This window comes from Conexibacter sp. DBS9H8, from assembly GCF_023330685.1.
Taxonomy (GTDB): domain Bacteria; phylum Actinomycetota; class Thermoleophilia; order Solirubrobacterales; family Solirubrobacteraceae; genus Palsa-465.
In genome coordinates this window covers 2,536,193-2,556,263 of sequence record NZ_CP097128.1, presented here as the reverse complement: position 1 = coordinate 2,556,263, position 20,071 = coordinate 2,536,193, and the positions used below count along the sequence as shown (strand labels likewise).

Sequence of the window (20,071 nt, the reverse complement as noted above, 5' to 3'; positions counted from 1 at the left end):
CAGGAGAGAGCATGCCCGACTACGTCCCCACCATCGGCCTGGAGATCCACGTTCAGCTCGCCACGGCCACGAAGATGTTCTGCGGCTGTGCCCTCAGCTTCGGGGACCCCGCCAACGTGCACTGCTGCCCGACCTGCCTGGGCCTCCCCGGCGCGCTGCCGGTCACCAACGCCCAGGCGATCGAGTACGCGATCGCGATCGGCCTCGCGCTCGGCTGTGAGATCGCGCCGGTCAGCCAGTTCCACCGCAAGAACTACTTCTATCCCGACAACCCGAAGGCCTACCAGATCAGCCAGTACGACGTGCCGATCGCCGCCCACGGCCGGCTCGGGGATGTCCGCATCCACCGCGCCCACGTGGAGGAGGACGCGGCCAAGCTGATCCACGCCGGCGCCGGTTCGGGTCGCATCCACGATGCCCGGCGCAGCATCGTCGACTTCAACCGGGCCGGCACGCCGCTCGTGGAGATCGTCACCGAGCCGGACGTGCACTCGCCCGAGCAGGCCCGCGAGTGGCTCACGCTGCTGCGTGAGACGATCCGCGCCCTCGGCGTCTCGGACGTCGACATGAGCCAGGGGTCGCTGCGCTGTGACGCGAACGTGTCGGTCGCCCCCACCGGGGCGACCGCGCTCGGAACGAAGACCGAGCTGAAGAACATGAACTCCTTCGCCTTCCTCGAACGGGGGGTGCGGGCCGAGATCGCCCGCCAGATCGCGCGCCTGGAGGCGGGGGAGACGATCACGCAGGAGACGCTGCACTATGACGTCGCCACCGGGGAGCTGCGCTCGCTGCGCTCCAAGGAGGAGGCCCATGACTACCGCTACTTCCCCGAGCCGGACCTGCCGCTGCTGCGGGTCTCCGCCGACCAGGTGGCGGCGGTCCGGGCAGCTCTGCCGGAGCTGCCCGCCGACAAGGCGCTGCGGCTGTCGGCCACCTACGGGCTGGCGCCCGAGCGCGCCCACGAGCTCGCCTTCAACGGGCCGCTCGGCACCTTCTTCGAGGCGGCGGTCGCCGCCGCCGACGGCGTCGACCCGGTCGCGATCGCCAACTGGCTGCCGGCGCTGATCGAGCGGGTCGGTTCGGACATCGATCCGGCCGCCACCCCGGTCACCCCGGCCGCGTTCGCCGCCCTCGTCGGGCTCGTGGGGACGAAGACGATCAGCCGGGACGCGGGCCGCACGGTGCTCGACCGGCTCGTCAGCGACGGCGGGGAGCCGGCGGCGATCGTCGCTGCCGAGGGGCTCGGGGCGATCGCCGCCGCGGACGGGGAGCTCGACGCGGTCGTCGCCGCGGCGATCGCCGCGGACCCGGACGCCGCCGCCAAGGTCGCGGCCGGGAACGCCAAGGCGATGGGACCGCTCGTCGGCTACGTGATGCGTGAGACGCGCGGGCGCGCCGACGGGGCGGAGGTCGGACGGCTCATCCGCGCCCAGCTCGGGCTCTGAGCGCCGGTGCCGTCGGCGGGCCGGTTGCTCTTCACAAACTCTGTCCATTCGGCTAATGCGGGCCTGAACGCGGACGGGCAGCATCCCAGCCATGTCCACACCACGCTCCTCCGCCTCCCCGGTGCCCGTTCCGGCGCTGACGAGGACCGGCTCGGCTCCGATCCGCCGCTTCCGCATCGCCCGGCTGCCGCTGCCGGGTCGGGTCGTCCTCACCGTCGTCTCGAAGTCTTCCTGAAGGAAGAGTCCGGGGCGGTACGATTAACGCGTGCCCCTCGACATTGAACGTACCCGGACCGGCAAGCCGTCGCTCGTGCGCCGCGGGATCGCCCTCGTGGTGATCGTGGCCGCCGGGCTGCTCGCCTTGCACTTCATCGTCGGGATCCTCACGCTCGTCCTCACCGTCGTCGTCGTCCTCGCGGCGCTCGGGGCGGTGTTGTGGGCGGCCAACCAGCTGCTCTGATGCCCGGGCAGGGTTCCTGATGGGTGGTGCCTTCTCCGCCTACGGGGCGGGCCTCGTCTTCATCCTGCTCTGCTTCGGGGCCGCCGGCGGCATCGTCGCCAAGATCAAGGGCGACACGGTCTGGGTGTGGTTCCTCGTCAGCTTCTGCGTCCCGTTCATCGGCCTGCTCACCGCCGTGCTCTACCGCGTCGAACGTGAGGAGCTGCGCCAGCGCTGCCCGGGGTGTGGGCGCGTGCTCAAGCTCTATGACACCGTCTGCATGCGCTGCGGCTACGAGCTCGAGTTTCCCGAGGTCGCCTTGGCGCCCGAGCCGGTCGCCCGGCGGCGGCCCGCCCCTCCCGCGGGAGCCTGACCCGCCCGACACCCACGGCGCGCCCCCCGGATCGGGCTGATCGCTCTAGACTCCGTCGTTCTGTCGAACGCCGTCCCAGCCGACGGCCCCACTCTCTGTGAAGAGTTCAGAAAGGAGGAACGTGCAATGCGTGCAGTTGACGCACTGATGGAATGCCTGAAGGCGGAAGGTGTCGACGTCGTATTCGGACTGCCCGGCGGCGCGAACCTCCCGACCTACGACGCGTTCTATGACGCCGGGATCCGGCACATCCTCGTCCGCCACGAGGCCGGCGGCGGCCATGCCGCCGAGGGGTACGCCAAGGCGACCGGGAAGGTCGGGGTCGCCCTCGGCACGAGCGGGCCCGGGGCGACGAACCTCGTCACACCGATCTGCGACGCGATGATGGACTCCGTTCCCGTCGTCTTCCTCACCGGCCAGGTCCGCACTGAGCTGCTGGGGACCGACGGCTTCCAGGAGGCCGACACGATCGGGATCACGATGCCGATCGTCAAGCACTCGATCATGATCCAGGACCCGCGGGAGATCCCGCGGGCAATCCATGAGGCCTTTCACATCGCCCGGACGGGGCGGCCCGGACCGGTCGTTGTCGACATTCCCCAGGATCTCAGTCGCGCCGACATCCCCTATGAGCCGGTCACGGACGTTCGCCTGCCCGGGTACGCACCCACGACCGACGGCAACCAGAAGCAGATTCGCCTCGCCGCCAAGGCCCTCGCGAACGCCCGCCGGCCCGTCCTGTACGTCGGCGGGGGGGTCGTCTCAGCGGAGGCGTCCACCGAGCTGATCGAGCTCGCCGAAGCGGACCGGCTGCCGGTCACCTGCACGCTCAACGGCCTCGGCGCCTTCCCGGGCGTGCACGCCCAGTGGTTGGGCATGCTCGGCATGCACGGCACGCGAGCGGCGAACTACGCGATGGATGAGGCGGACCTGATCGTCGCGATCGGCGCCCGCTTCGACGATCGGATCACCGGCAAGCTGACCGAGTTCGCCCCACACGCCAAGTTCATCCACATCGACATCGATCCGGCCGAGATCTCCAAGAACATTCCGGCTCACATCCCGATCGTCGGGGACGCCAAGAACATCCTGCCGCGGCTCACGGCCGAATACCGGGCCCTCGGGCCCGACGCCGGCCGGCTCGAGGAGTGGTGGCGGCGCATCGATGGCTGGCGGGAACGTCATCCGCTCAGCTTCGCCGACTCCGACGGCCCCGAGATCAAGCCCCAATACGCGATCCAGGCGCTCTATGAGGCGACCGGGGGAGAGGCGATCGTCACCTCCGACGTCGGCCAGCACCAGATGTGGGGGGCCCAGCACTACCACTTCCCGCGCCCGCGGCGGTGGATCAACTCCGGCGGCCTTGGCACGATGGGGTTCGGCCTGCCGGCGGCGATGGGCGCCAAGGTCGGCTGCCCGGAGGAGACGGTCGTCTGCATCTCCGGGGACGGCTCGATCCAGATGAACATGCAGGAGCTCGCCACCTGCACCCAGAACGGGATCGACATCAAGGTGTTCATCCTCAACAACGGCTACCTCGGCATGGTCCGCCAGTGGCAGGAGCTGTTCTGGGACCGGCGCTATTCGGCCGTCGAGAAGGGCCAGTGGCCCGACTTCGTCAAGCTCGCCGAGGCGCACGGAGCGACCGGGCTGCGCCTGAGCGACAAGCACACCCTCGTCGAGGACATGCGTCGGGCGATCGCCACCCCCGGGCCGGTCCTCGTCGACGTTCAGGTGACCGCGGAGGAGAACGTCTATCCGATGATCGCGCCCGGCAGCGCGGCGCGGGACATGGTGGGCTAGGGCCATGGGAGAACCGGGAACCAAGGAGATTCTCTCCCTCGAGGACCTGGAGGCGGCGGGCAACCTCCGCACCGGGCGCCGTCACATCCTCGCGCTGACGGTCGAGAACAAGCCGGGTGTCCTCACCCGGATCACCGGCCTGTTCGCCCGCCGGGGCTTCAACATCGACACGCTCGCGGTCGGGCCGACCGACGATCCGGCCCTCAGCCGGATCACGATCACCCTCGACGGCGCCGTCCATCCGATCGACCAGGTCACCAAGCAGCTGCACAAGCTGATCAACGTGATCAAGATCCGTGACCTCGAACCGGCCGACACGCTCGCCCGCGAACTCGCCCTGTTCAAGGTCGCCGCCGACGGCCCGACCCGGGCCGAGGTGATGGGCATCGTCGACATCTTCCGCGCGAAGATCGTCGACCTGTCCAAGCGGGCGGTGGTGATCGAGGTGACGGGCACCCGTGCGAAGATCGAGGCCTTCGAGCAGCTCGTGCGGCCCTTCGGGCTGATCGAGATGGTCCGCACCGGCGAGATCGCGGTCGCCCGCGGCCGCAGCGAGACCTGACGCGGCCGAGCGGGCGCCTCCGCGGGCCCCACAGGTATCGTTCCGGCGGTGGGTGACGCCTCCGCATCACCCACCGCCGGCCGACGAGAAAGGACCGCAGCACAGTGAGCGAGACGACACGGGAACAGATCAGGGACGTGATCGGCGCCCACGCCAACCTTCCCGTGGACATCCGCGAGCTCGGGGACGCCGCCGACCTGTTCGCCGCCGGCATGACCTCGTTTGCGAGCGTCAACGTGATGCTCGGCCTCGAGGACACCTTCGACGTCGAGTTCCCCGACACGATGCTCAAGCGCAGCGTGTTCGCGAGCGTCGACGCGATCCTCGAGGCCCTCGAGGCGCTCGGCGTCGCGCTCGTATGAGCCGCCCGGACGGTGTTCCGGGATGCGCTGGCGGCCGGGTGAGACCACCCGGGGCGCCCGTCGCCGTCGCGATCCGACGCCGGCCTCAGGCTCAGGCGGACTGAGCGCCGTGGGTTCGGAGGTGCGTGCCGTCAGTGCCGAGCAGGTCGCCCTCCGCGACCGGCTGATCGACGCGGGGCATCTGATCCCCTCCGGTGTCGACGGGGTGTACGGCCACAGCGCCGCATTTGAGGACCTGCGGGAGGCGCTCGGCACGCGGATCTCCGCGGAGGCCCGGACCCGGGGCGCGACGCGGTTGACGTTCCCGCCGGTGCTGCCGGTCCGCCAACTCGAGGCGACCGGGTACCTCGCCAACATGCCTCACCTCGCCGGCACGGTGTTCAGCTTCGACGGGGATGACGCCGCGGCCGCCGTCCAGGGGACGCGAGCCTCTGCCCACGAGGACTGGAGCGAGTTCCAGGCGCCGACGGGGGTGGCGCTGATGCCGGCGGCCTGCTATCCGGTCTATCCGGCGCTCGCCCGTCGCGGGCCACTCCCGGCCGCCGGTGCCTTCATCGACGCCGGCGGCGCCTGGGTGTTCCGCCACGAGCCCTCCACTGACCCGGCCCGTCGCCAGATCTTCCACCAGCACGAGCTCGTCCGCGCCGGCACTCCGGAGACCGTGCTGCAGTGGCGGGCGCAGTGGGCCCAGCTCGGCCTCGACCTGTTGACCGGACTGGGCCTCGAGGCGCGCCTTGACCGGGCGAACGACCCGTTCTTCGGTCGCCGCGGGCGGCTGCTGGCCGCCAACCAGAGAGCCCAGGAGCTCAAGCTCGAGCTGCTCGTCCCGATCGCCGGCCCGGAGCCGACCGCGTGTGCCTCCTTCAACCACCACCTCGACCACTTCAGCTCCACCTTCGCGATCACCGGTGCCGGGGACGATCCCGTCCACACTGCCTGTCTTGGGTTCGGGCACGAGCGGATCGTTCTCGCCCTCCTCGCCCGGCACGGGCTCGATCCCGACCGCTGGCCCGCCGAGGTGCAGGACCGCCTCGGAGCGCCACGGTGAGCGCCACGTCGACCCGGGAGGCCCGGCCGTGGTTGAGCGCCGCCGCGCGGGAGCGGCTCGAACGGCGCATCCGGGCCGCCGCCCAGCGCCAACGGCGCGCCCGCACCCAGGAGCCTGTGCTCGTCTCCGTCAGCGAGCGGCTCAGCGGCCCGATCGACCCACTCGCACTCGTCACCGGCTCACGCCGCGCCGACGACGACTGGTTCGTGCTCGAGCAGCCCGCGCGCGACGGGCAGGTTCTCGCCACGCTCGGTCGAGCCGTCGCCTGTGAGGCGGAGGGGACGACCCGGTTCGCTGACGTGGCCGGCCGCTGGCGCCGACTGGTCGCCGGCGCGCTCGCCGACGACCTCTCCGGCGCCGGGGCGCCCGCCGCGGCCGGGCTCGTCGCCGCCGGCGGATTCGCCTTCGCCGACCGGGTCGAGGCGCCGGAGTGGTCGGGGTTCGCATCCGCGTCGATGATCGTCGGGGAGGTGGCGGTCGCCCGTGCCGGCAGGGAGGCGTGGCTGACCCTCACCGCCGCCGTCGGCCCGGGGGAGGCGGCCGAGTCCGTCCTCGGCCGGATCGACCGGCGCCTGGCCGAGCTCGCCGTCGGCCCTGTGCCGCTGCTCGACCCCGCCCCGACCGGCGTCTACCGGGTCCGCAGCGCGATGCCGCCCGCCCACCACGAGGAGGCGGTCGCCCGGGCGGTGCAGCGGATCCGCGCCGGTGAGCTGACCAAGGTCGTACTCGCCCGGGAGGTGCGGGTCACCGCTCCCGTGGCGCACGACCCGGCGGCGATCCTCGGGGTGCTGCGCGAGGGGTTCGGTGACTGCTTCATCTACGCGGCCGGCCGGGGTCCGGCGACCTTCCTCGGCGCCACCCCGGAACTGCTCGTGCGCCGGGAGGGGCAGCGCGCCGCCACCGTCGCCCTGGCAGGTTCGATGCGCCGCAGCGCGGACCCGGCCGTCGACGACCACCTCGCCGAGCAGCTGCGCTCGAGCGCGAAGAACCGGGAGGAGAACGCGATCGTCGCCCGGCGGATCGCCGCCGCGCTCGCCCCCCGCTCCGTGTGGGTCACCGTCGCCCCCGAACCGGTCGTGATCCGGGTCGCCAACATCCAGCATCTCGCGACCCCGATCCGGGCCCAGCTCGCCGCGCCCGTCGACGCGGTCACCCTCGCCGGCCTGCTGCACCCGACCCCCGCGGTCGGCGGGGAGCCACTGACGGTCGCCCGCCGGCTCATCCCCGCCCTCGAGGGCTTTGACCGCGGCTGGTACGCCGGTGCGCTCGGCTGGATCGACGCCGCCGACGACGGAGAGTTCTGTGTCGGGCTGCGCTGTGCGCTGCTCCGCGGCCGGGAGGCGTCCTGTTACGCGGGCGGCGGGATCGTCGCCGACTCGGACCCGGTCGCCGAGCTGGCTGAGACCGAGGTCAAGCTCCAGGCGTTGCTGCCGGTCCTCGCCGGCTGAGGGCGGCGGCAGCCGCTGCGGCGATCTCGGCGTGAAGGACACGGTTGGCCTCCCGCTCGGTGCGAACCTCGATCACGGTTGCGGATCCGCCCTGCCGGCTCTGGTGAATGCTGTCGGCGAGCACCGCACGGAGGCCGGCGAGATCGCCGGGGCGGTGGTGGTCGAGGCCATACAGGGCGGCGGCGTGGGCGAAGTCGAGACCGTGCGGGGTGGCGACATGCTCAGCGTAGGCCTCTGAGGCGCCGGCGATCGCCAGGAACGCGAAGATCCCGCCGCCGTCGTTGTTGAGCAGCACGACGGTGAGCGGGACGCCGGCGCGCCGGGCGGTGAGCAGCCCGCCGATGTCATGGGCGAGGGCGACGTCCCCGATCAGCAGCACGACCGGCCCGTCACTCACCGCCGCGGCGCCGAGCGCGCTGGAGACGGTGCCGTCGATTCCGTTCGCCCCCCGGTTGGCGAGCACCCGCGGGGGCCGCTCGCGGGCCGCGACGAACTCCTCGACGTCTCGGATCGGCATCGATGCGGCAACGAACAGCGTCGCCTCCGGCGGCAGGTCGGCGCCGAGGCAACGGGCGACGGCAGGCTCGCTCAGACCGGAGGCGTCGATGACCGGCGCGATGCCGGCCGCGACGGTGGCGTCCGCGGCCTGCCAGGCGGCCAGCCAACCCGGTGGGCCTGCCAGCCCGTTGAGGGCGAGGGCGGCGTCCCCGAGCACGCGCCGGGACATCTGAGAGGTCGGGTCCGGCCACTCGGGGCGCGGGTGGGCGACGATCTGCTCGACCGTCCCGAGGCCCGCCAGCCAGGCGCGCAGCGGCTTGGAGGTCGGCAGGTCGCCGCCACGGAGGATCAGCTCGGGTGCGAGCGCGGCCGCCGTGTCGGCGTGGCGGAGTATGAGGTCGTAGTGGGCGATCGCCGCCGGTCCGGTCCGGCCCCCCGACAGCGGGTCGGCGAGGACGGGCAGCCCGGCCCGGGCGGCCAGCCGCGCCCAGAGCCGTCCTGCGCTCGGGGACAGGCCGCCACCGAGGACGACGACGGCAGGAACCGTCTGCGGCGGGCGCGACACCGGGGGGGTGTGGATCGGGTCGGCCGGCTCGCGGCCACGGATGGCCGACACCCACGGGCGCCCGTCGGGGCGGCCCTGCCCTCCGGGTGGATCCTCCGGCAGCGGCCGGGCCACCACGAGCGGCTCACGCAGGGGCAGGTTGAGCTGGACCGGTCCCGGATGGGGACCGAGCGCGGTCAGATAGGCCCGGCAGGCGAGCGAACGGACCCACGCGAGCCGGTCCGGGGTTGCCTCGCTCAGGTCGAGCTCGGCAAAGAAGCGGCAGTAGACCCCGAACAGCTTCACCTGATCGATCGTCTGGCCCGCCCCGATCTGGCGCAGCTCGGGCGGACGGTCGGCGCTGAGCACGATCAGCGGAACGCCCGCCTCACTCGCCTCGACGACGGCCGGCATCAGGTTCGCGACCGCGCTGCCGGAGGTGACGGTGACCACCACGGGCCGCCCGGACGCGCGGGCGGCCCCCACGGCGAAGAACCCGCCACAGCGCTCGTCGATATGGGAGACGCTGCGGATCCGCTCGTCGGCGACGAGCGCCTCGATCACCGGGGTGTTGCGCGAACCGGCCGCGGTCACCGCAATCTCCGTCCCGCAGCGAGCGAGCTCGTCGACGAGAGCGCGCAAAAGCAGGTGTTGAGCGGTGGCGGTCATCATCTCGGCATGGGACAAACCCCGGCGATCCTACTGTTGCACGGCTTCTCCAACACCGCCGCCTGCTGGCGGCGTCTCCGGGCGACCGGCCTTGACGCGAGGGCGAGGGTGATCTCGCCCGACCTGCGCGGCCACGGATCCGCTGCGGCGCTGGCGCCGGTCACCCTCGCCGCCGTCCTCGGAGACCTCGACGCCCTCATCACGGAGGCGACGACGCTCATCGGCTACTCCCAGGGCGGGCGGATCGCCCTGCACGCCGCGCTCGATCCGCGCCTGGGGCCACGGATCAGCCGCCTCGTGCTGATCGGGGCGAGCCCGGGGATCGCCGACCCCGCCGAGCGTGCGACGCGTCGTGCCGCCGATGCGGCGCTCGCCGACCGCATCGAGTCGCTGACCATCGACGCGTTCGCTCGCGAGTGGGCGCAGACGCCCGTCCTCAGAGGCCTCGATCCTGAGACGGCCGCCGAGGCGCACGCCGACCGGCTCGCCAACACCCCGGCCGGGCTCGCCGCTGCCCTGCGCGGTCTCGGCACCGGCACGCTCACGCCGCTGTGGGACCGGCTCGGGGAGCTGACGATCCCCGTCCACCTCGTCTGCGGCGAGCGCGATGAGAAGTTCCGGGCGATCGCCGCCGAGATGGCCACCCGGCTGCCTGACGGTGAGGTGCTCACCGTCCCCGGGGCCGGACACCAGGTCCACCTCGAGGCGCCCGAGTCGATCGCCCGGCTCCTTCCGTGACGGCGCTCAGATCCCGTGCGCCCCGTACCAGGCGCTGAAGGCGCCGCCGAGGCCCGGCCCGCCGGGCAGGTTCAGCCGGCCGGCGCGGACGGGCAGGGGGTTCGTCGCAGCGAACCGATCGAGGGTGGCCAGGCCGCAGGCCCGCGCCGGTGCGACCGCCACAGCGGCGTGAAGGGCCGCGGCGATCCCGAGCGGACCGTCGAGGGTGGAGGCGATGAGGACGTCCCAGCCAGCCTCCCGGGCCCGGTGGGCTTGGGTGAGCAGACCGCTGATCCCGCCGGCGGCGGCGACCTTGAGACAGACGCCGGCGACCGCGGAGTGTGGGACGGCCGCGGGGTGCGGGCCGGAACCGGAGGGGGCCGATACGGCCGCCGGGGGTGCGCCGGAGCCGGTGAGCAGTTCCGGAGCGCTCTCATCCCCGAACACCGGCACCGTGACCCGCTGTGCGACCGCGGCGATGCCGGCGGCGCCATGGACCGGCTCCTCGACCAACTCGAGGTGCGCGCCCGCGAGCGCCTCGATCTCCGCGACCGCCACGGCGACGCCGGCCCAGCCGCCGTTGGCGTCGACGCGCAGCGCCGGCCCTGAGCCGATCGCCTCCCGGACTGCGGCGATCCGGGCGCCGTCGTCCCCGGCGGCGACCTTCACCTTGACCGTGTCGTAGCCGGCCTCCAGCGCGGCGGCCGCCTCGGCGGCGGCCGCCGCAGGCAGGACCGCTCCGATCACCGCGTTGACCGCCACCGGCGCCGCCACATCGGCCCCGAGCAGCCGCCAGACCGGCTGGCCCGCTCGCTGACCGGCCAGGTCCCAGAGGGCGAGGTCAACGGCGGCGAGCGCCTGGGCGACGGGGCGCGCGCGCCGGCAGGCCGCCAACAGGCCCGGATCGGCCTCAGTGGTGGCGGCGGCGAGGATCGGGGTGTAGGTGCGCAGTGCCCCAAGGACGGCCTCGAGTGTGACCCCGTCGTAGTGGGCCAGCGGCGCCGCCTCCCCGAAGCCGACGAGCCCGTCGGCGGTCTCGAGCCGGAGGAGGACCAGAGGTCGCGGCGGGGGCTCCCGAGCCTGGGCGGTGCGCAACGGTGCCCGCCAGGACATCCGGTGGACGCTGAGGCTCAACTGCACCGGAGAACGCGGGTCGGCCGCCCTAGCGGGCGATCAGCAGGCCGGCGGACAGCAGCAGGCAGTAGACGAGCTGGAGTTGGCCGGTGCCGGCGAGAACGCCGTTGAGGGTCGGGCCGTCGCTGTGGCGGCTGATCGTCGCGATCAGACGGGCGGCGAGCGGCACGGTGAGCAGAGCGAGCAGCAGCCACGCGGACAGGCCGGCCGCGAGCACGACGATCGCCAGGACGACGTCGGCGCCGACCAGCAGCCCGGCGTAGAAGCGGCGTGAGTTGGCCCGGCCCATCCGCACCGCCAGGGTCCGCTTGTTCGCCCGCCGATCCGTGTCGATGTCCCGGGTGTTGTTGACGACGAGGATCGCCGTCGGCAGCAGGCCGACCGGCACGGCGAGGGCGATCGCCTGCGCGTCGATGTGGCGGGTCTGGACGAAGAACGAACCGGCGACGGCGACGATCCCGAAGAACAGGAAGACGAACAGCTCCCCGAGCCCCTCATACCCGTAGGGTCTCGGTCCGCCGGTGTAGAGGACGCCGGCGGCGATCGAGGCGACCCCGATCAGCAGCAGCTGCCAGCCCGCCACGGCGATCAGATACACCCCGACGAGTACCGCCAGGCCGAAGGTGACGTAGGTGGCGATCAGCACCTGGCGGGGGGGCACGAGCCCGCCGGCGGTGACCCGGACCGGCCCGAGCCGCTCGTCGGTGTCCGCTCCGCGGTGGGCGTCCGAGTAGTCGTTGGACAGGTTGGCGCCGACCTGGATGAGCAGCGCCCCGACGAGCGCGGCCAGGAAGCGCAGGAGATGAAAGACACCGTGGTAGTCGGCGAGGGCGGTGCCGACGAGGACGGGGGAGAGGCCCGCGGGCAGCGTCCGCGGCCGTGAGGCCATCAGCCAGATGCGCAGCCCACTCGGGCCGGGGGTGGCGGCGGCTCCGGTCACGCGCGATGGGGGAACTGCGAGAAGTCGGGCCGCCGCTTCTCCAGGTAGGCCTGGCGGCCCTCGGCGGCCTCCTCACTCATGTAGAAGAGCAGGTTCGCGTCGTGGGCGAGCTGCTGGATTCCCGCCAGTCCGTCCTCGTCCGCGTTGAAGGCGAGCTTCTGCATCCGCAGGGCGAACGGGGAGAGGGCGAGCATCTCCTTGCACCACTTGACTGTCTCCTCCTCCAGGGAGGCGAGCGGCACGACCGTGTTGATCAGGCCCATGTCGAGCGCCTGCTGAGCGGTGTACTGGCGGCAGAGGAACCAGATCTCCTTCGCCTTCTTCGGGCCGACGAGCCGCGACAGCACCGAGGCGCCGAAGCCGCCGTCGAAGGAGCCGACCTTCGGTCCGGTCTGTCCGAAGATCGCGTTGTCGGCGGCGATCGTCAGGTCGCAGATGACCTGGATGACGTGGCCGCCGCCGACGGCGTAGCCGGCGACCATCGCCACCACCGGTTTGGGGAGACGGCGGATCTGGACGTGGAGGTCGGTGACGTGAAAGCGGCCAACCGCGGTCTGCTGGCCGGCTTCAGCGGGATCGGCGTCACTGGCGTACCCCCCGCGGGCGGTGCGGACCCGCTGGTCCCCGCCCGAGCAGAACGCCTTCTCACCCTCACCGGTGAGGATGATCACGCCGACCGACGGGTCCTCGCGCGCCCGGTTGAGGGCGTCCATCATCTCGATCACCGTCTCGGGTCGGAATGCGTTGCGGACCTCGGGACGGTTGATGGTGATCTTCGCGATGCCGGCGTCCTCGCCGGTGGAGAGCTCATAGCGGATGTCTTCGTAGGGATGCGTGTCTTGCCAGCTGGTCACGTCGGCGAGACTACCGTGTGGAGGATGATCGACTGGCTCACCCGGGCCGCCGCGGCCCGCCCCGACCGGGTCGCCCTGCAGCGGGGCGATGACCGCCTCACCTACACCCAATTGCTCGCCGAGGCCGAGCGCCGCCGCCCGGCCGTCGAGCCAGGCGCGCGGGTGCCCCTCGAGGACGCCGACCGGCTCGCCTTCGCCGCCGCCCTGCACGGGTGCCTGCTCGCCGGGGCGGCCGCCGTCCCGATCGACCCGCGTCTTCCCGCCGCCGACCAGGCCCGGCGCCGAATGCCCGGCCCGGCGGGCACGCCCGGGACGGTCGTGGTGATGCACACCTCCGGCACCACCTCGGAGCCCAAGCCCGTCGAGCTGACCGCCGCGAACGTGTTCGCCAACGCCGCCGGCTCTGCGCTCGCCCTCGGACTCGACCCGGCCGAGCGGTGGCTGGCGGTGATGCCCCTCGCCCACGTTGGCGGCCTGATGATCCTCCTGCGCTCGGCGATCTACGCGAGCACCGTCGTCGTCCACGAGCGCTTTGACCCCGAGGCGGTCCTCACCGAGCTGATGGACCCGGCGGCGGCGATCACCCTCGCCTCCTTCGTGCCGACGATGCTCGCCCGGCTGCTCGACGCCGGCCTGCAGGCACCGCCGACGCTGCGCTGGGTTCTCCTCGGCGGCGGGCCGATCCCACCGGCGCTGCTCGACCGCGCAGCGGCCGCCGGCGTCCCGGTCGCCCCGACCTACGGGATGACGGAGGCCTGCTCCCAGATCGCCACCTTCGGCCGGGCCCTCCACGGCGTCGAGATCGCCTGTGCCGCGGACGGGGAGATCCGCGTCCGCGGCACAGTTGTCGCGCCCGGCGCGCTCGGAGCCGACGGCTGGCTCGACACGGGTGACCTCGGCAGCCTCGGCGCGGATGGGCGCCTCCGCATCATCGGTCGCAAGTCCGAGACGATCGTCTCCGGTGGGGAGAACGTCGCCCCCACCGCGGTGGAGGCGGTCCTGGTCGGCCACCCCGACGTGATCGACGTCGGCGTGTTCGGCCGCCCAGACCCGGTCTGGGGGGAGGCCGTCTGCGCCCGGGTTGTCGCCCGCGGGCGCGGGACTCCCGAGCTGGGGCAGGCTCTCCTCAACCTCTGCCGTGAGCGGCTCGCGACCTTCCAGGTTCCCAAGGCGATCGAGTTCGCCGACGAGTTACCACGGACGGCCTCGGGAAAGCTGCTCAGACGCCAACTGATGTGACATTAGCCGATGTTAGGATCGCCGGAGATGATCGTCGATTCGCGCCGGGTTCCGACTCCCACCGCCACCCCGTCCACGCCACACGCCACGGGCGCGCCGGCGAACGCGGCGGGCGCTCCGGAGGCCGCCGCGGAGGCGTCGCCCAATGAGATGACGATCGAGCAGCTCGCCGCCGCCACCCAGATGACCGTCCGCAACATCCGCTCCCATCAGGCCCGGGGGCTCGTCAGTCCGCCCGAGGTCCGCCTCCGGGTCGGCTACTACGGGCCCGAGCACCGTGAACAGCTGCGGGTCATCCGTGACCTGCAGGCGGCTGGATTCAACCTGCGTGGGATCAAGCGGCTCTTCTCGATCGCCGCCGAGCTGTCCGAGCGCGGCGTGCCGCTCAGCGTCATCCTGGACGCCCTCGACGCGACCCGGGAGACCTGAGGTGCCCCCCGCGGCCGCGCCGCGGCCGGGCGCGTCCCGCGGCCGGCGAGGGGGTCGACGGTGACCGACGATCTGCGTGAGGAGCTCCTCGACTCCTGGGAACAGGCGGCCCCCGGCTGGGCCCGTCAAGCCGAACGGTGGGCGGAGGCAGTCGCCCCGGTCACCGAGGCGATGCTCTCCGCCGCCGGGCTCGCCCCCGGGACACGGGTGCTCGAGCTCGCCGCCGGCCCGGGCGATCTCAGCCGGCGGGCCGCACCGACCGTCGCGCCGACAGCGGTGCTGTGCACGGACGCCGTCCGGGCGATGGTCGACGTCGCCCGTGAACTCAACGAGGACGGGGGCCCGGCGAACATCGTCTTCCAGACCGCCCGCCTCGAGTGGATCGACCTGCCGGCCGCCACCGTCGACGTCATCCTCTGCCGGTTCGGGCTGATGCACGCCGTCGACCCCGAGACCGCCCTGCGCGAATGCCGGCGTGTCCTCACTCCCGGGGGCCGGCTCGTCCTCGCCGTCCAAGCCGCCGCGGTGGCCAACCGCTGGCTCACCCTGCCGCTTGCGGCGGCGGCGACGCTCGGGCTTGGCGCCGGGGCCCCGGACACGCCCGCACAGGGGGCCGATGGCGGTCCGGGGCCGTTCGCCCTCGCCGAACCGGGCGTTCTCGAGGAGCTGATCGGTGCCGCCGGATTCGGCGAGATCAGCCTGTGGGAGGTTCCGTTCCTGTGGTGCTACCGCGATGAGCGCGACTGGATCGGGGAGAAGCTCGACCACTCTCCGAGCTTTGCCGCGCTCTGGCGCAGCCTCGACGACGCCCAGCGGTCTGAGCTCCGCCGTCGGCTGCGGGAGCTCGCGTCGGCCGAGAGGGGTGGGGACGGGAGCTTCTCGGTGTCCGGTCGCGCCGTGCTGGCGACCGCACGGGCCTAGCGGACGTGCGGTCGCTCTCGGACCCGCCCGGTGCCGGGCCGGGCTCACCGCGGGGGTAAAAGGCTCGCCGAGAAGGCCGTTGTACGCTCAGCGCCATGTTCTACGACGACGACGCTGACCTCCACGCGCTCGACGGCAAGACCGTCGCGATCATCGGGTACGGCTCCCAGGGCCACGCCCACTCTCTGAACCTCAAGGATTCAGGCGTCGACGTCGTCGTCGGGCTGCGCCCCGGGTCAGACAGCGTCGCCAAGGCGGAGGCCAACGGCCTGCGCGTCCTCGATCCCGCCGCCGCTGCCGACGCGGGTGACGTCGTCATGGTGCTCGTCCCCGACGAGCTGCACGGGAAGGTGTGGGACGAGATCAAGGGCGGCCTCGAGCCCGGCAACCTGCTGCTCACCGGGCACGGCTTCTCCATCCTCTACGGACTGATCGAACCGCCCCAGGACATCGACGTCGCGCTCATCGCGCCGAAGGGCCCCGGCCACATGGTCCGCCGCCAGTTCCTCGAGGGCTCCGGCGTGCCCGGCCTGATCGCCATCCACCAGGACGCGACCGGCTCGGCCCAGCGCATCGGTCTCGCCTACGCCAAGGGCATCGGCTGCACGCGCGGTGGCGTGTTCGAGACCACGTTCAAGGAGGAGACCGAGACCGACCTGTTCGGTGAGCAGGCGGTCCTCTGCGGCGGCGCCTCCGAGCTCGTCCAGGCCGGCTTCGAGACGCTCGTCGAGGCCGGCTACAACCCGCAGATGGCCTACTTCGAATGCCTGCACGAGCTCAAGCTGATCGTCGACCTGATGTATGAGAAGGGGCTCGCCGGGATGCGCTACTCGATTTCGAACACGGCCGAGTACGGCGACTACACACGCGGCAAGCGGGTGATCACCGATCAGACGCGCGCGGCGATGAAGCAGATCCTCGCCGAGATCCAGTCCGGGGCCTTCGCCCGGGAGTGGATCGCCGAGAACAACGCGGGACAGGAGAGCTTCCGGCGGATGCGCGCCGAACAGGCGGGGACCCAGGTGGAGAGCGTCGGCAAGGACCTGCGCAGCCAGATGTCCTGGATCGACACCGCCTTTCACGAGTAGAGATGAGGGTCCCGTCGGGGCCCGAGGGATTGAAGCGAACCGGCTCGGAGCTCTCGCGAGTGACGGCGTGACCGAACTCGGTGCGGGTTACCGCGTCCCAGCCGAACGGTGCGGCGAGCCTGAGTGCCTCGGCGGCGCCCCGGCGTACGCGCATGGAGTGGTCGGCGGCCTCCTGATCGCTGAAAGTGAGTAATCGCGGCGCGCCAAGCTCGCCGACGGACAGCGGCGCACCTGTGGCGTCCGTCAACCACAGGACGGGTGAGGCGGCAAAGGCCCGGGCGATCCGTCGCCTGGCAGACCGTGTGCGGGCCGAGTCGTGGCTGACGTCATCCCATCCCGATGCAAGGGTGGAAAGGTGCCGGGCACCGCTCGGAATCATGTCAGCGATTAGACTGACCGTGGGCCTGCGCGACTGGCGCTGAGAGTCCGTTCGGTGCCCGCCATGTCAGGGGGCGGAGTCTGGACGGATGAGAGGTGGGGTTGACCACCGGGAAGCGCGGCCCGTCAGACCGCCGCGCGCCTGGGCATGTAGGGTCCCGTCGACGACCGGAGTGACCATGCCAGAGACCGTTTGTGACATCCCCGCGCAGCTGAGACCCGCCGACGGCCGGTTCGGCTCTGGCCCTTCCCGGGTCCGCCCCGCCCAACTCGACGCGCTCAGCCGGATCGGGGCGAGCGTGATGGGCACCTCCCACCGCCAGGCGCCGGTCAAGGGGCTCGTCGCCAGAGTTCGGGCCGGGCTTGGTGAGCTGCTCGGGCTACCGGACGGATACGAGATCGCCCTCGGCAACGGCGGCGCGACGGCGTTCTGGGACGCCCTCGCGGCCGGTGTCGTCCGTCGCCGAGCCCTCCACCTCAGCTACGGAGAGTTCTCGGCCAAGTTCGCCACCGTCACCGCGGGCGCACCGTTTCTCTCCGAACCGGTCGTGATCCGCGCCGACGCCGGGGACGCGCCCGATCCCGCCGCCGCCGGCGAGCCGGCGGCGCTCGCTGGCGCCGACGTGATCGCCTGGGCCCAGAACGAAACCTCGACCGGGGTGGCGGTCCCCGTGCTCGCCCCCGTCGGCGCCCCGGAGGACGCGCTCGTGCTGATCGACGCGACGTCTGCCGCGGGCGGGATCGCTGTCGACCTCAGCGCCGCGGACGTCTACTACTTCGCCCCCCAGAAGGGCTTCGCCTCCGACGGGGGGCTCTGGCTCGCGGCTCTCTCGCCGGCCGCGATCGAACGTATCGAGCAGATTCACGCGGACCGGCCGAGCGTTGGGCCGGAGCGCTGGATCCCCGAGTTCCTCTCTCTGCACACCGCCCTGGAGAACTCCCGCAAGGACCAGACCTACAACACCCCGGCGCTGGCGACATTGATCCTGCTGACCGAGCAGATCGACTGGATGCTCGGCCACGGCGGGCTGGCCGCGACGGCCGCCCGCGCCAAGTCGGCCTCAGATCACCTGTACGGCTGGGCTGAGGCGCACCCGCACGCGACCCCGTTCGTCGTCGATCCGGCCAAGCGGTCCCCGGTCGTCGCGACGATCAACTTCGACGCCACCGTCGACGCCGCCGCGCTTGCGGCAACCCTGCGCGCCAACGGCATCGTCGACACTGAGCCCTACCGCAAGCTCGGCGCCAACCAGCTGCGGATCGCCACCTTCCCCGCCACCGATCTTGCCGACATCCAGGCGCTCTGCGCCTGCATCGACTACGTCCTGGAGCACCGCTCATGAGCCCGTCCAGCCCCACCGCCGACCCCGTCAACCCCGCCTCCGGACCCGTGGCCGCCTCCGGTCCGGCCCGCCCGCGTGTGCTCGTCGCCGAGAAGGTCGGCGCCTCCGGCATCGACCTGCTCGGCCGGGACTGCGACGTCGAGCTCGGCATCGACTGGAGCCGCGATGAGCTGCTCGGCCGGATCGCCGGCTTTGACGCGATCCTCATCCGCTCCGCCACTCAGGTGGACGCCGAGCTGATTGACGCGGCCCCGCGGTTGCGGGCGATCGGCCGGGCCGGGGTCGGGGTCGACAACGTGGACGTCGCCGCCGCCACGCGCCGCGGCATCGTCGTCGCCAACGCGCCGCTCTCCAATGTGATCACCGCAGCCGAGCACACGCTCGCGCTCCTGCTCGCCCTCGCCCGCAACATCCCCCAGGCCCACGCCTCCCTCACCGCCGGCCGCTGGGAGCGGGCCCACTTCTCCGGGGTGGAGCTGTATGAGAAGACCCTCGGCATTCTCGGCTTCGGCCGGATCGGTCAGCTCGTCGCCCAGCGCGCCCGCGCCTTCGGGATGACGGTGATCGCCTATGACCCGGTCGTCGCCGCCGAGCGCTACGCCGCCCTCGGCGTCGAGCAGGCCGAGGCCCCCGAGGATGTCTACGCAGTCGCCGACTTCCTCACCCTCCATCTCCCCAAGACGCCCGAGACCGCCGGCTGGCTCAACGCGGACGTCCTCTCCCGCTGCAAGGACGGGGTGAGGGTCCTCAACGTCGCCCGCGGTCCGCTCGTCGTCGAGGCGGATCTCGTCGCCGCCCTCGACGCCGGCAAGGTCGGCGGCGCCGCCCTCGACGTCTTCTCGAGCGAGCCGATGACCGACTCGCCCCTGTTCGGCCGGCCCAACGTCGTCGTCACCCCGCACCTCGGCGCTTCGACGGCGGAGGCGAACGACCGCGCCGGGCTGCAGGCGGCCGAGCAGATCCTCGCCGCGCTCAGCGGCGGCTCGGTCACGACGGCGGTGAACATTCCGGCGATCGCCCCCGAGGACATCGCTGCGCTCTCACCCTACATCGGCCTGTCCCGCTCACTGGGGCGAATCGGCGCCGCGCTCACGGAGGGGTCGGCGATCGATCGCGTCAGCGTCGAGTTCCTCGGTGGCCTCGCGACCCGGGACACGCGCCTGCTCGCGGTCAACGTCCTCGTCGGCGTGCTTGCAGCCGGGTCGGCGGGCGCCGCCCGCTGCGGCGTTGCGCCGGCCGCCGTGAACGAGGTGAACGCCCCGGCTCTGGCGGACGAGCGCGGGATCGCCCGTGAGACCGTCACCAATCCGGAAGCTCGCGACTACACCGATCTCATCCGGGTCACCGTTACGAGCGGCGCGGACGCCGTCCGGGTCGTCGGCACGGTGATCGGTTCCCGCCACCGGCCCCACCTGCTCGAGGCCTGGGGTCAGCGCTTCCAGGTCCAGCTCGAGGAGTACCTCACCCTGTTTCGCTACCGGGACGTGCCCGGGATCATCGGGCGGGTCGGGACGATCTTCGGTGCGCACGGGATCAACATCGGCTCCTCCATCGTTGGGCATGGGCGCGATAGTGACGGGGTACCCGGTCCCGGTGGCACCGCCGCTGACGGCGTTGCGACGATGGTGCTCACCACCGACGTGCCGGTCCCCGACGGGGTGATCGAGGAGATCCTCGCCATCGACGGGTTCATCGCTGGACGCACCGTCGAGCTGTAGGCCCGGGGGCCGTGACGGCCGGTTCTGCCTGTGGTCGTCAAGGACCACAGGCAGACCGCAACGCGGTAGACTTCCAAGCGGCGATGACCCTCCGCGCTCGACTTCTGCTTCTCCTCCTC

20 protein-coding genes are annotated in these 20,071 nt (G+C 72.3%); 16 read left to right on the top strand and 4 right to left on the bottom strand.

Features of this window, described 5'->3' with window-relative positions:
* Positions 1-11: 11 nt before the first annotated feature.
* The 9 genes from gatB to M3M55_RS12130 all read left to right on the top strand — a co-directional run bounded on the left by gatB (position 12) and on the right by M3M55_RS12130 (position 7,480).
* Positions 12-1,445, top strand: coding sequence for an Asp-tRNA(Asn)/Glu-tRNA(Gln) amidotransferase subunit GatB (gene gatB / locus M3M55_RS12170; protein ID WP_249009769.1), 1,434 nt, complete (start codon positions 12-14; stop codon positions 1,443-1,445).
* 91 nt (positions 1,446-1,536) lie between these two features.
* Entirely contained in the window at positions 1,537-1,680 is a 144-nt protein-coding gene (locus M3M55_RS12165) for a hypothetical protein (protein WP_249009768.1), read from the top strand.
* 30 nt (positions 1,681-1,710) lie between these two features.
* The gene (locus M3M55_RS12160) at positions 1,711-1,905 is read left to right on the top strand and encodes a hypothetical protein (RefSeq protein ID WP_249009767.1); all 195 of its coding nucleotides are present in this window, start codon (positions 1,711-1,713) and stop codon (positions 1,903-1,905) included.
* 19 nt (positions 1,906-1,924) lie between these two features.
* Positions 1,925-2,257 (top strand): hypothetical protein, encoded by a 333-nt coding sequence (locus M3M55_RS12155; RefSeq protein WP_249009766.1) that lies wholly within the window; start codon positions 1,925-1,927, stop codon positions 2,255-2,257.
* A gap of 126 nt (positions 2,258-2,383) precedes the next feature.
* Positions 2,384-4,060 carry a biosynthetic-type acetolactate synthase large subunit gene (ilvB, locus tag M3M55_RS12150; RefSeq protein WP_249009765.1) on the top strand — a complete coding sequence of 559 codons (1,677 nt, stop codon included), beginning with the start codon at positions 2,384-2,386 and terminating at the stop codon, positions 4,058-4,060.
* Positions 4,061-4,064: 4 nt separating this feature from the next.
* Positions 4,065-4,622, top strand: a complete 558-nt coding sequence (gene ilvN, locus M3M55_RS12145; protein WP_249009764.1) for an acetolactate synthase small subunit — start codon at positions 4,065-4,067, stop codon at positions 4,620-4,622.
* Positions 4,623-4,726: 104 nt separating this feature from the next.
* Positions 4,727-4,984, top strand: a complete 258-nt coding sequence (locus M3M55_RS12140) for an acyl carrier protein (protein WP_249009763.1) — start codon at positions 4,727-4,729, stop codon at positions 4,982-4,984.
* A 121-nt stretch (positions 4,985-5,105) separates the two neighbouring features.
* Positions 5,106-6,032, top strand: a complete 927-nt coding sequence (locus tag M3M55_RS12135; protein ID WP_249009762.1) for an amino acid--[acyl-carrier-protein] ligase — start codon at positions 5,106-5,108, stop codon at positions 6,030-6,032.
* A complete protein-coding gene (locus tag M3M55_RS12130; protein ID WP_249009761.1) occupies positions 6,029-7,480 on the top strand; it encodes an isochorismate synthase MenF in 1,452 nt (483 codons plus the stop codon). Before M3M55_RS12135 ends, M3M55_RS12130 begins: the two co-directional genes overlap by 4 nt.
* Here the strand turns inward: M3M55_RS12130 and menD are convergent.
* Entirely contained in the window at positions 7,443-9,191 is a 1,749-nt protein-coding gene (gene menD / locus M3M55_RS12125) for a 2-succinyl-5-enolpyruvyl-6-hydroxy-3-cyclohexene-1-carboxylic-acid synthase (protein ID WP_249009760.1), read from the bottom strand. The two genes, M3M55_RS12130 and menD, sit on opposite strands and share 38 nt — an antisense overlap.
* Before the next feature lie 9 nt (positions 9,192-9,200).
* On the opposite strand from menD, the gene M3M55_RS12120 reads away from it, so the two are divergent.
* Complete coding sequence (locus M3M55_RS12120) at positions 9,201-9,929, top strand: alpha/beta fold hydrolase (RefSeq protein WP_249009759.1); 729 nt, start codon at positions 9,201-9,203, stop codon at positions 9,927-9,929.
* A 6-nt stretch (positions 9,930-9,935) separates the two neighbouring features.
* Here M3M55_RS12120 and M3M55_RS12115 read toward each other — a convergent pair whose 3' ends face one another.
* The 3 genes from M3M55_RS12115 to menB are packed head-to-tail and all read right to left on the bottom strand — an operon-like array spanning position 9,936 to position 12,836.
* Positions 9,936-11,048 carry a mandelate racemase/muconate lactonizing enzyme family protein gene (locus M3M55_RS12115; RefSeq protein ID WP_249009758.1) on the bottom strand — a complete coding sequence of 371 codons (1,113 nt, stop codon included), beginning with the start codon at positions 11,046-11,048 and terminating at the stop codon, positions 9,936-9,938.
* A gap of 22 nt (positions 11,049-11,070) precedes the next feature.
* Complete coding sequence (locus M3M55_RS12110) at positions 11,071-11,931, bottom strand: 1,4-dihydroxy-2-naphthoate polyprenyltransferase (protein ID WP_249009757.1); 861 nt, start codon at positions 11,929-11,931, stop codon at positions 11,071-11,073.
* A gap of 47 nt (positions 11,932-11,978) precedes the next feature.
* Positions 11,979-12,836 (bottom strand): 1,4-dihydroxy-2-naphthoyl-CoA synthase, encoded by an 858-nt coding sequence (gene menB / locus M3M55_RS12105; protein ID WP_249009756.1) that lies wholly within the window; start codon positions 12,834-12,836, stop codon positions 11,979-11,981.
* 24 nt (positions 12,837-12,860) lie between these two features.
* On the opposite strand from menB, the gene M3M55_RS12100 reads away from it, so the two are divergent.
* The 6 genes from M3M55_RS12100 to serA all read left to right on the top strand — a co-directional run bounded on the left by M3M55_RS12100 (position 12,861) and on the right by serA (position 19,952).
* On the top strand, positions 12,861-14,075 hold the full coding sequence (locus M3M55_RS12100; protein ID WP_249009755.1) for a class I adenylate-forming enzyme family protein: 1,215 nt from the start codon (positions 12,861-12,863) through the stop codon (positions 14,073-14,075).
* A gap of 27 nt (positions 14,076-14,102) precedes the next feature.
* Complete coding sequence (locus tag M3M55_RS12095) at positions 14,103-14,504, top strand: helix-turn-helix domain-containing protein (RefSeq protein WP_249009754.1); 402 nt, start codon at positions 14,103-14,105, stop codon at positions 14,502-14,504.
* 60 nt (positions 14,505-14,564) lie between these two features.
* The gene (locus tag M3M55_RS12090) at positions 14,565-15,425 is read left to right on the top strand and encodes a class I SAM-dependent methyltransferase (protein WP_249009753.1); all 861 of its coding nucleotides are present in this window, start codon (positions 14,565-14,567) and stop codon (positions 15,423-15,425) included.
* Positions 15,426-15,520: 95 nt separating this feature from the next.
* Entirely contained in the window at positions 15,521-16,513 is a 993-nt protein-coding gene (gene ilvC / locus M3M55_RS12085) for a ketol-acid reductoisomerase (RefSeq protein ID WP_249009752.1), read from the top strand.
* 557 nt (positions 16,514-17,070) lie between these two features.
* Positions 17,071-18,234: a phosphoserine transaminase gene (serC, locus tag M3M55_RS12080; RefSeq protein ID WP_249009751.1), complete on the top strand. Its 1,164-nt coding sequence runs from the start codon at positions 17,071-17,073 to the stop codon at positions 18,232-18,234.
* Positions 18,231-19,952: a phosphoglycerate dehydrogenase gene (gene serA / locus M3M55_RS12075; RefSeq protein WP_249009750.1), complete on the top strand. Its 1,722-nt coding sequence runs from the start codon at positions 18,231-18,233 to the stop codon at positions 19,950-19,952. The genes serC and serA overlap by 4 nt, the downstream gene beginning before the upstream one ends.
* Positions 19,953-20,071 lie beyond the last annotated feature (119 nt).

What these genes read in the sequence shown, in the direction of transcription:
- M3M55_RS12155 (WP_249009766.1), top strand. Translation starts at nt 1,925, where the DNA reads ATGGGTGGTGCCTTCTCCGCCTACGGGGCGGGCCTCGTCTTCATCCTG.
- menD (WP_249009760.1), bottom strand. Translation starts at nt 9,191, where the DNA reads ATGACCGCCACCGCTCAACACCTGCTTTTGCGCGCTCTCGTCGACGAG.
- serA (WP_249009750.1), top strand. Translation starts at nt 18,231, where the DNA reads ATGAGCCCGTCCAGCCCCACCGCCGACCCCGTCAACCCCGCCTCCGGA.
- ilvB (WP_249009765.1), top strand. Translation starts at nt 2,384, where the DNA reads ATGCGTGCAGTTGACGCACTGATGGAATGCCTGAAGGCGGAAGGTGTC.
- M3M55_RS12110 (WP_249009757.1), bottom strand. Translation starts at nt 11,931, where the DNA reads ATGGCCTCACGGCCGCGGACGCTGCCCGCGGGCCTCTCCCCCGTCCTC.
- serC (WP_249009751.1), top strand. Translation starts at nt 17,071, where the DNA reads ATGCCAGAGACCGTTTGTGACATCCCCGCGCAGCTGAGACCCGCCGAC.
- M3M55_RS12165 (WP_249009768.1), top strand. Translation starts at nt 1,537, where the DNA reads ATGTCCACACCACGCTCCTCCGCCTCCCCGGTGCCCGTTCCGGCGCTG.
- ilvN (WP_249009764.1), top strand. Translation starts at nt 4,065, where the DNA reads ATGGGAGAACCGGGAACCAAGGAGATTCTCTCCCTCGAGGACCTGGAG.
- M3M55_RS12095 (WP_249009754.1), top strand. Translation starts at nt 14,103, where the DNA reads ATGATCGTCGATTCGCGCCGGGTTCCGACTCCCACCGCCACCCCGTCC.
- ilvC (WP_249009752.1), top strand. Translation starts at nt 15,521, where the DNA reads ATGTTCTACGACGACGACGCTGACCTCCACGCGCTCGACGGCAAGACC.
- M3M55_RS12120 (WP_249009759.1), top strand. Translation starts at nt 9,201, where the DNA reads ATGGGACAAACCCCGGCGATCCTACTGTTGCACGGCTTCTCCAACACC.
- M3M55_RS12100 (WP_249009755.1), top strand. Translation starts at nt 12,861, where the DNA reads ATGATCGACTGGCTCACCCGGGCCGCCGCGGCCCGCCCCGACCGGGTC.
- gatB (WP_249009769.1), top strand. Translation starts at nt 12, where the DNA reads ATGCCCGACTACGTCCCCACCATCGGCCTGGAGATCCACGTTCAGCTC.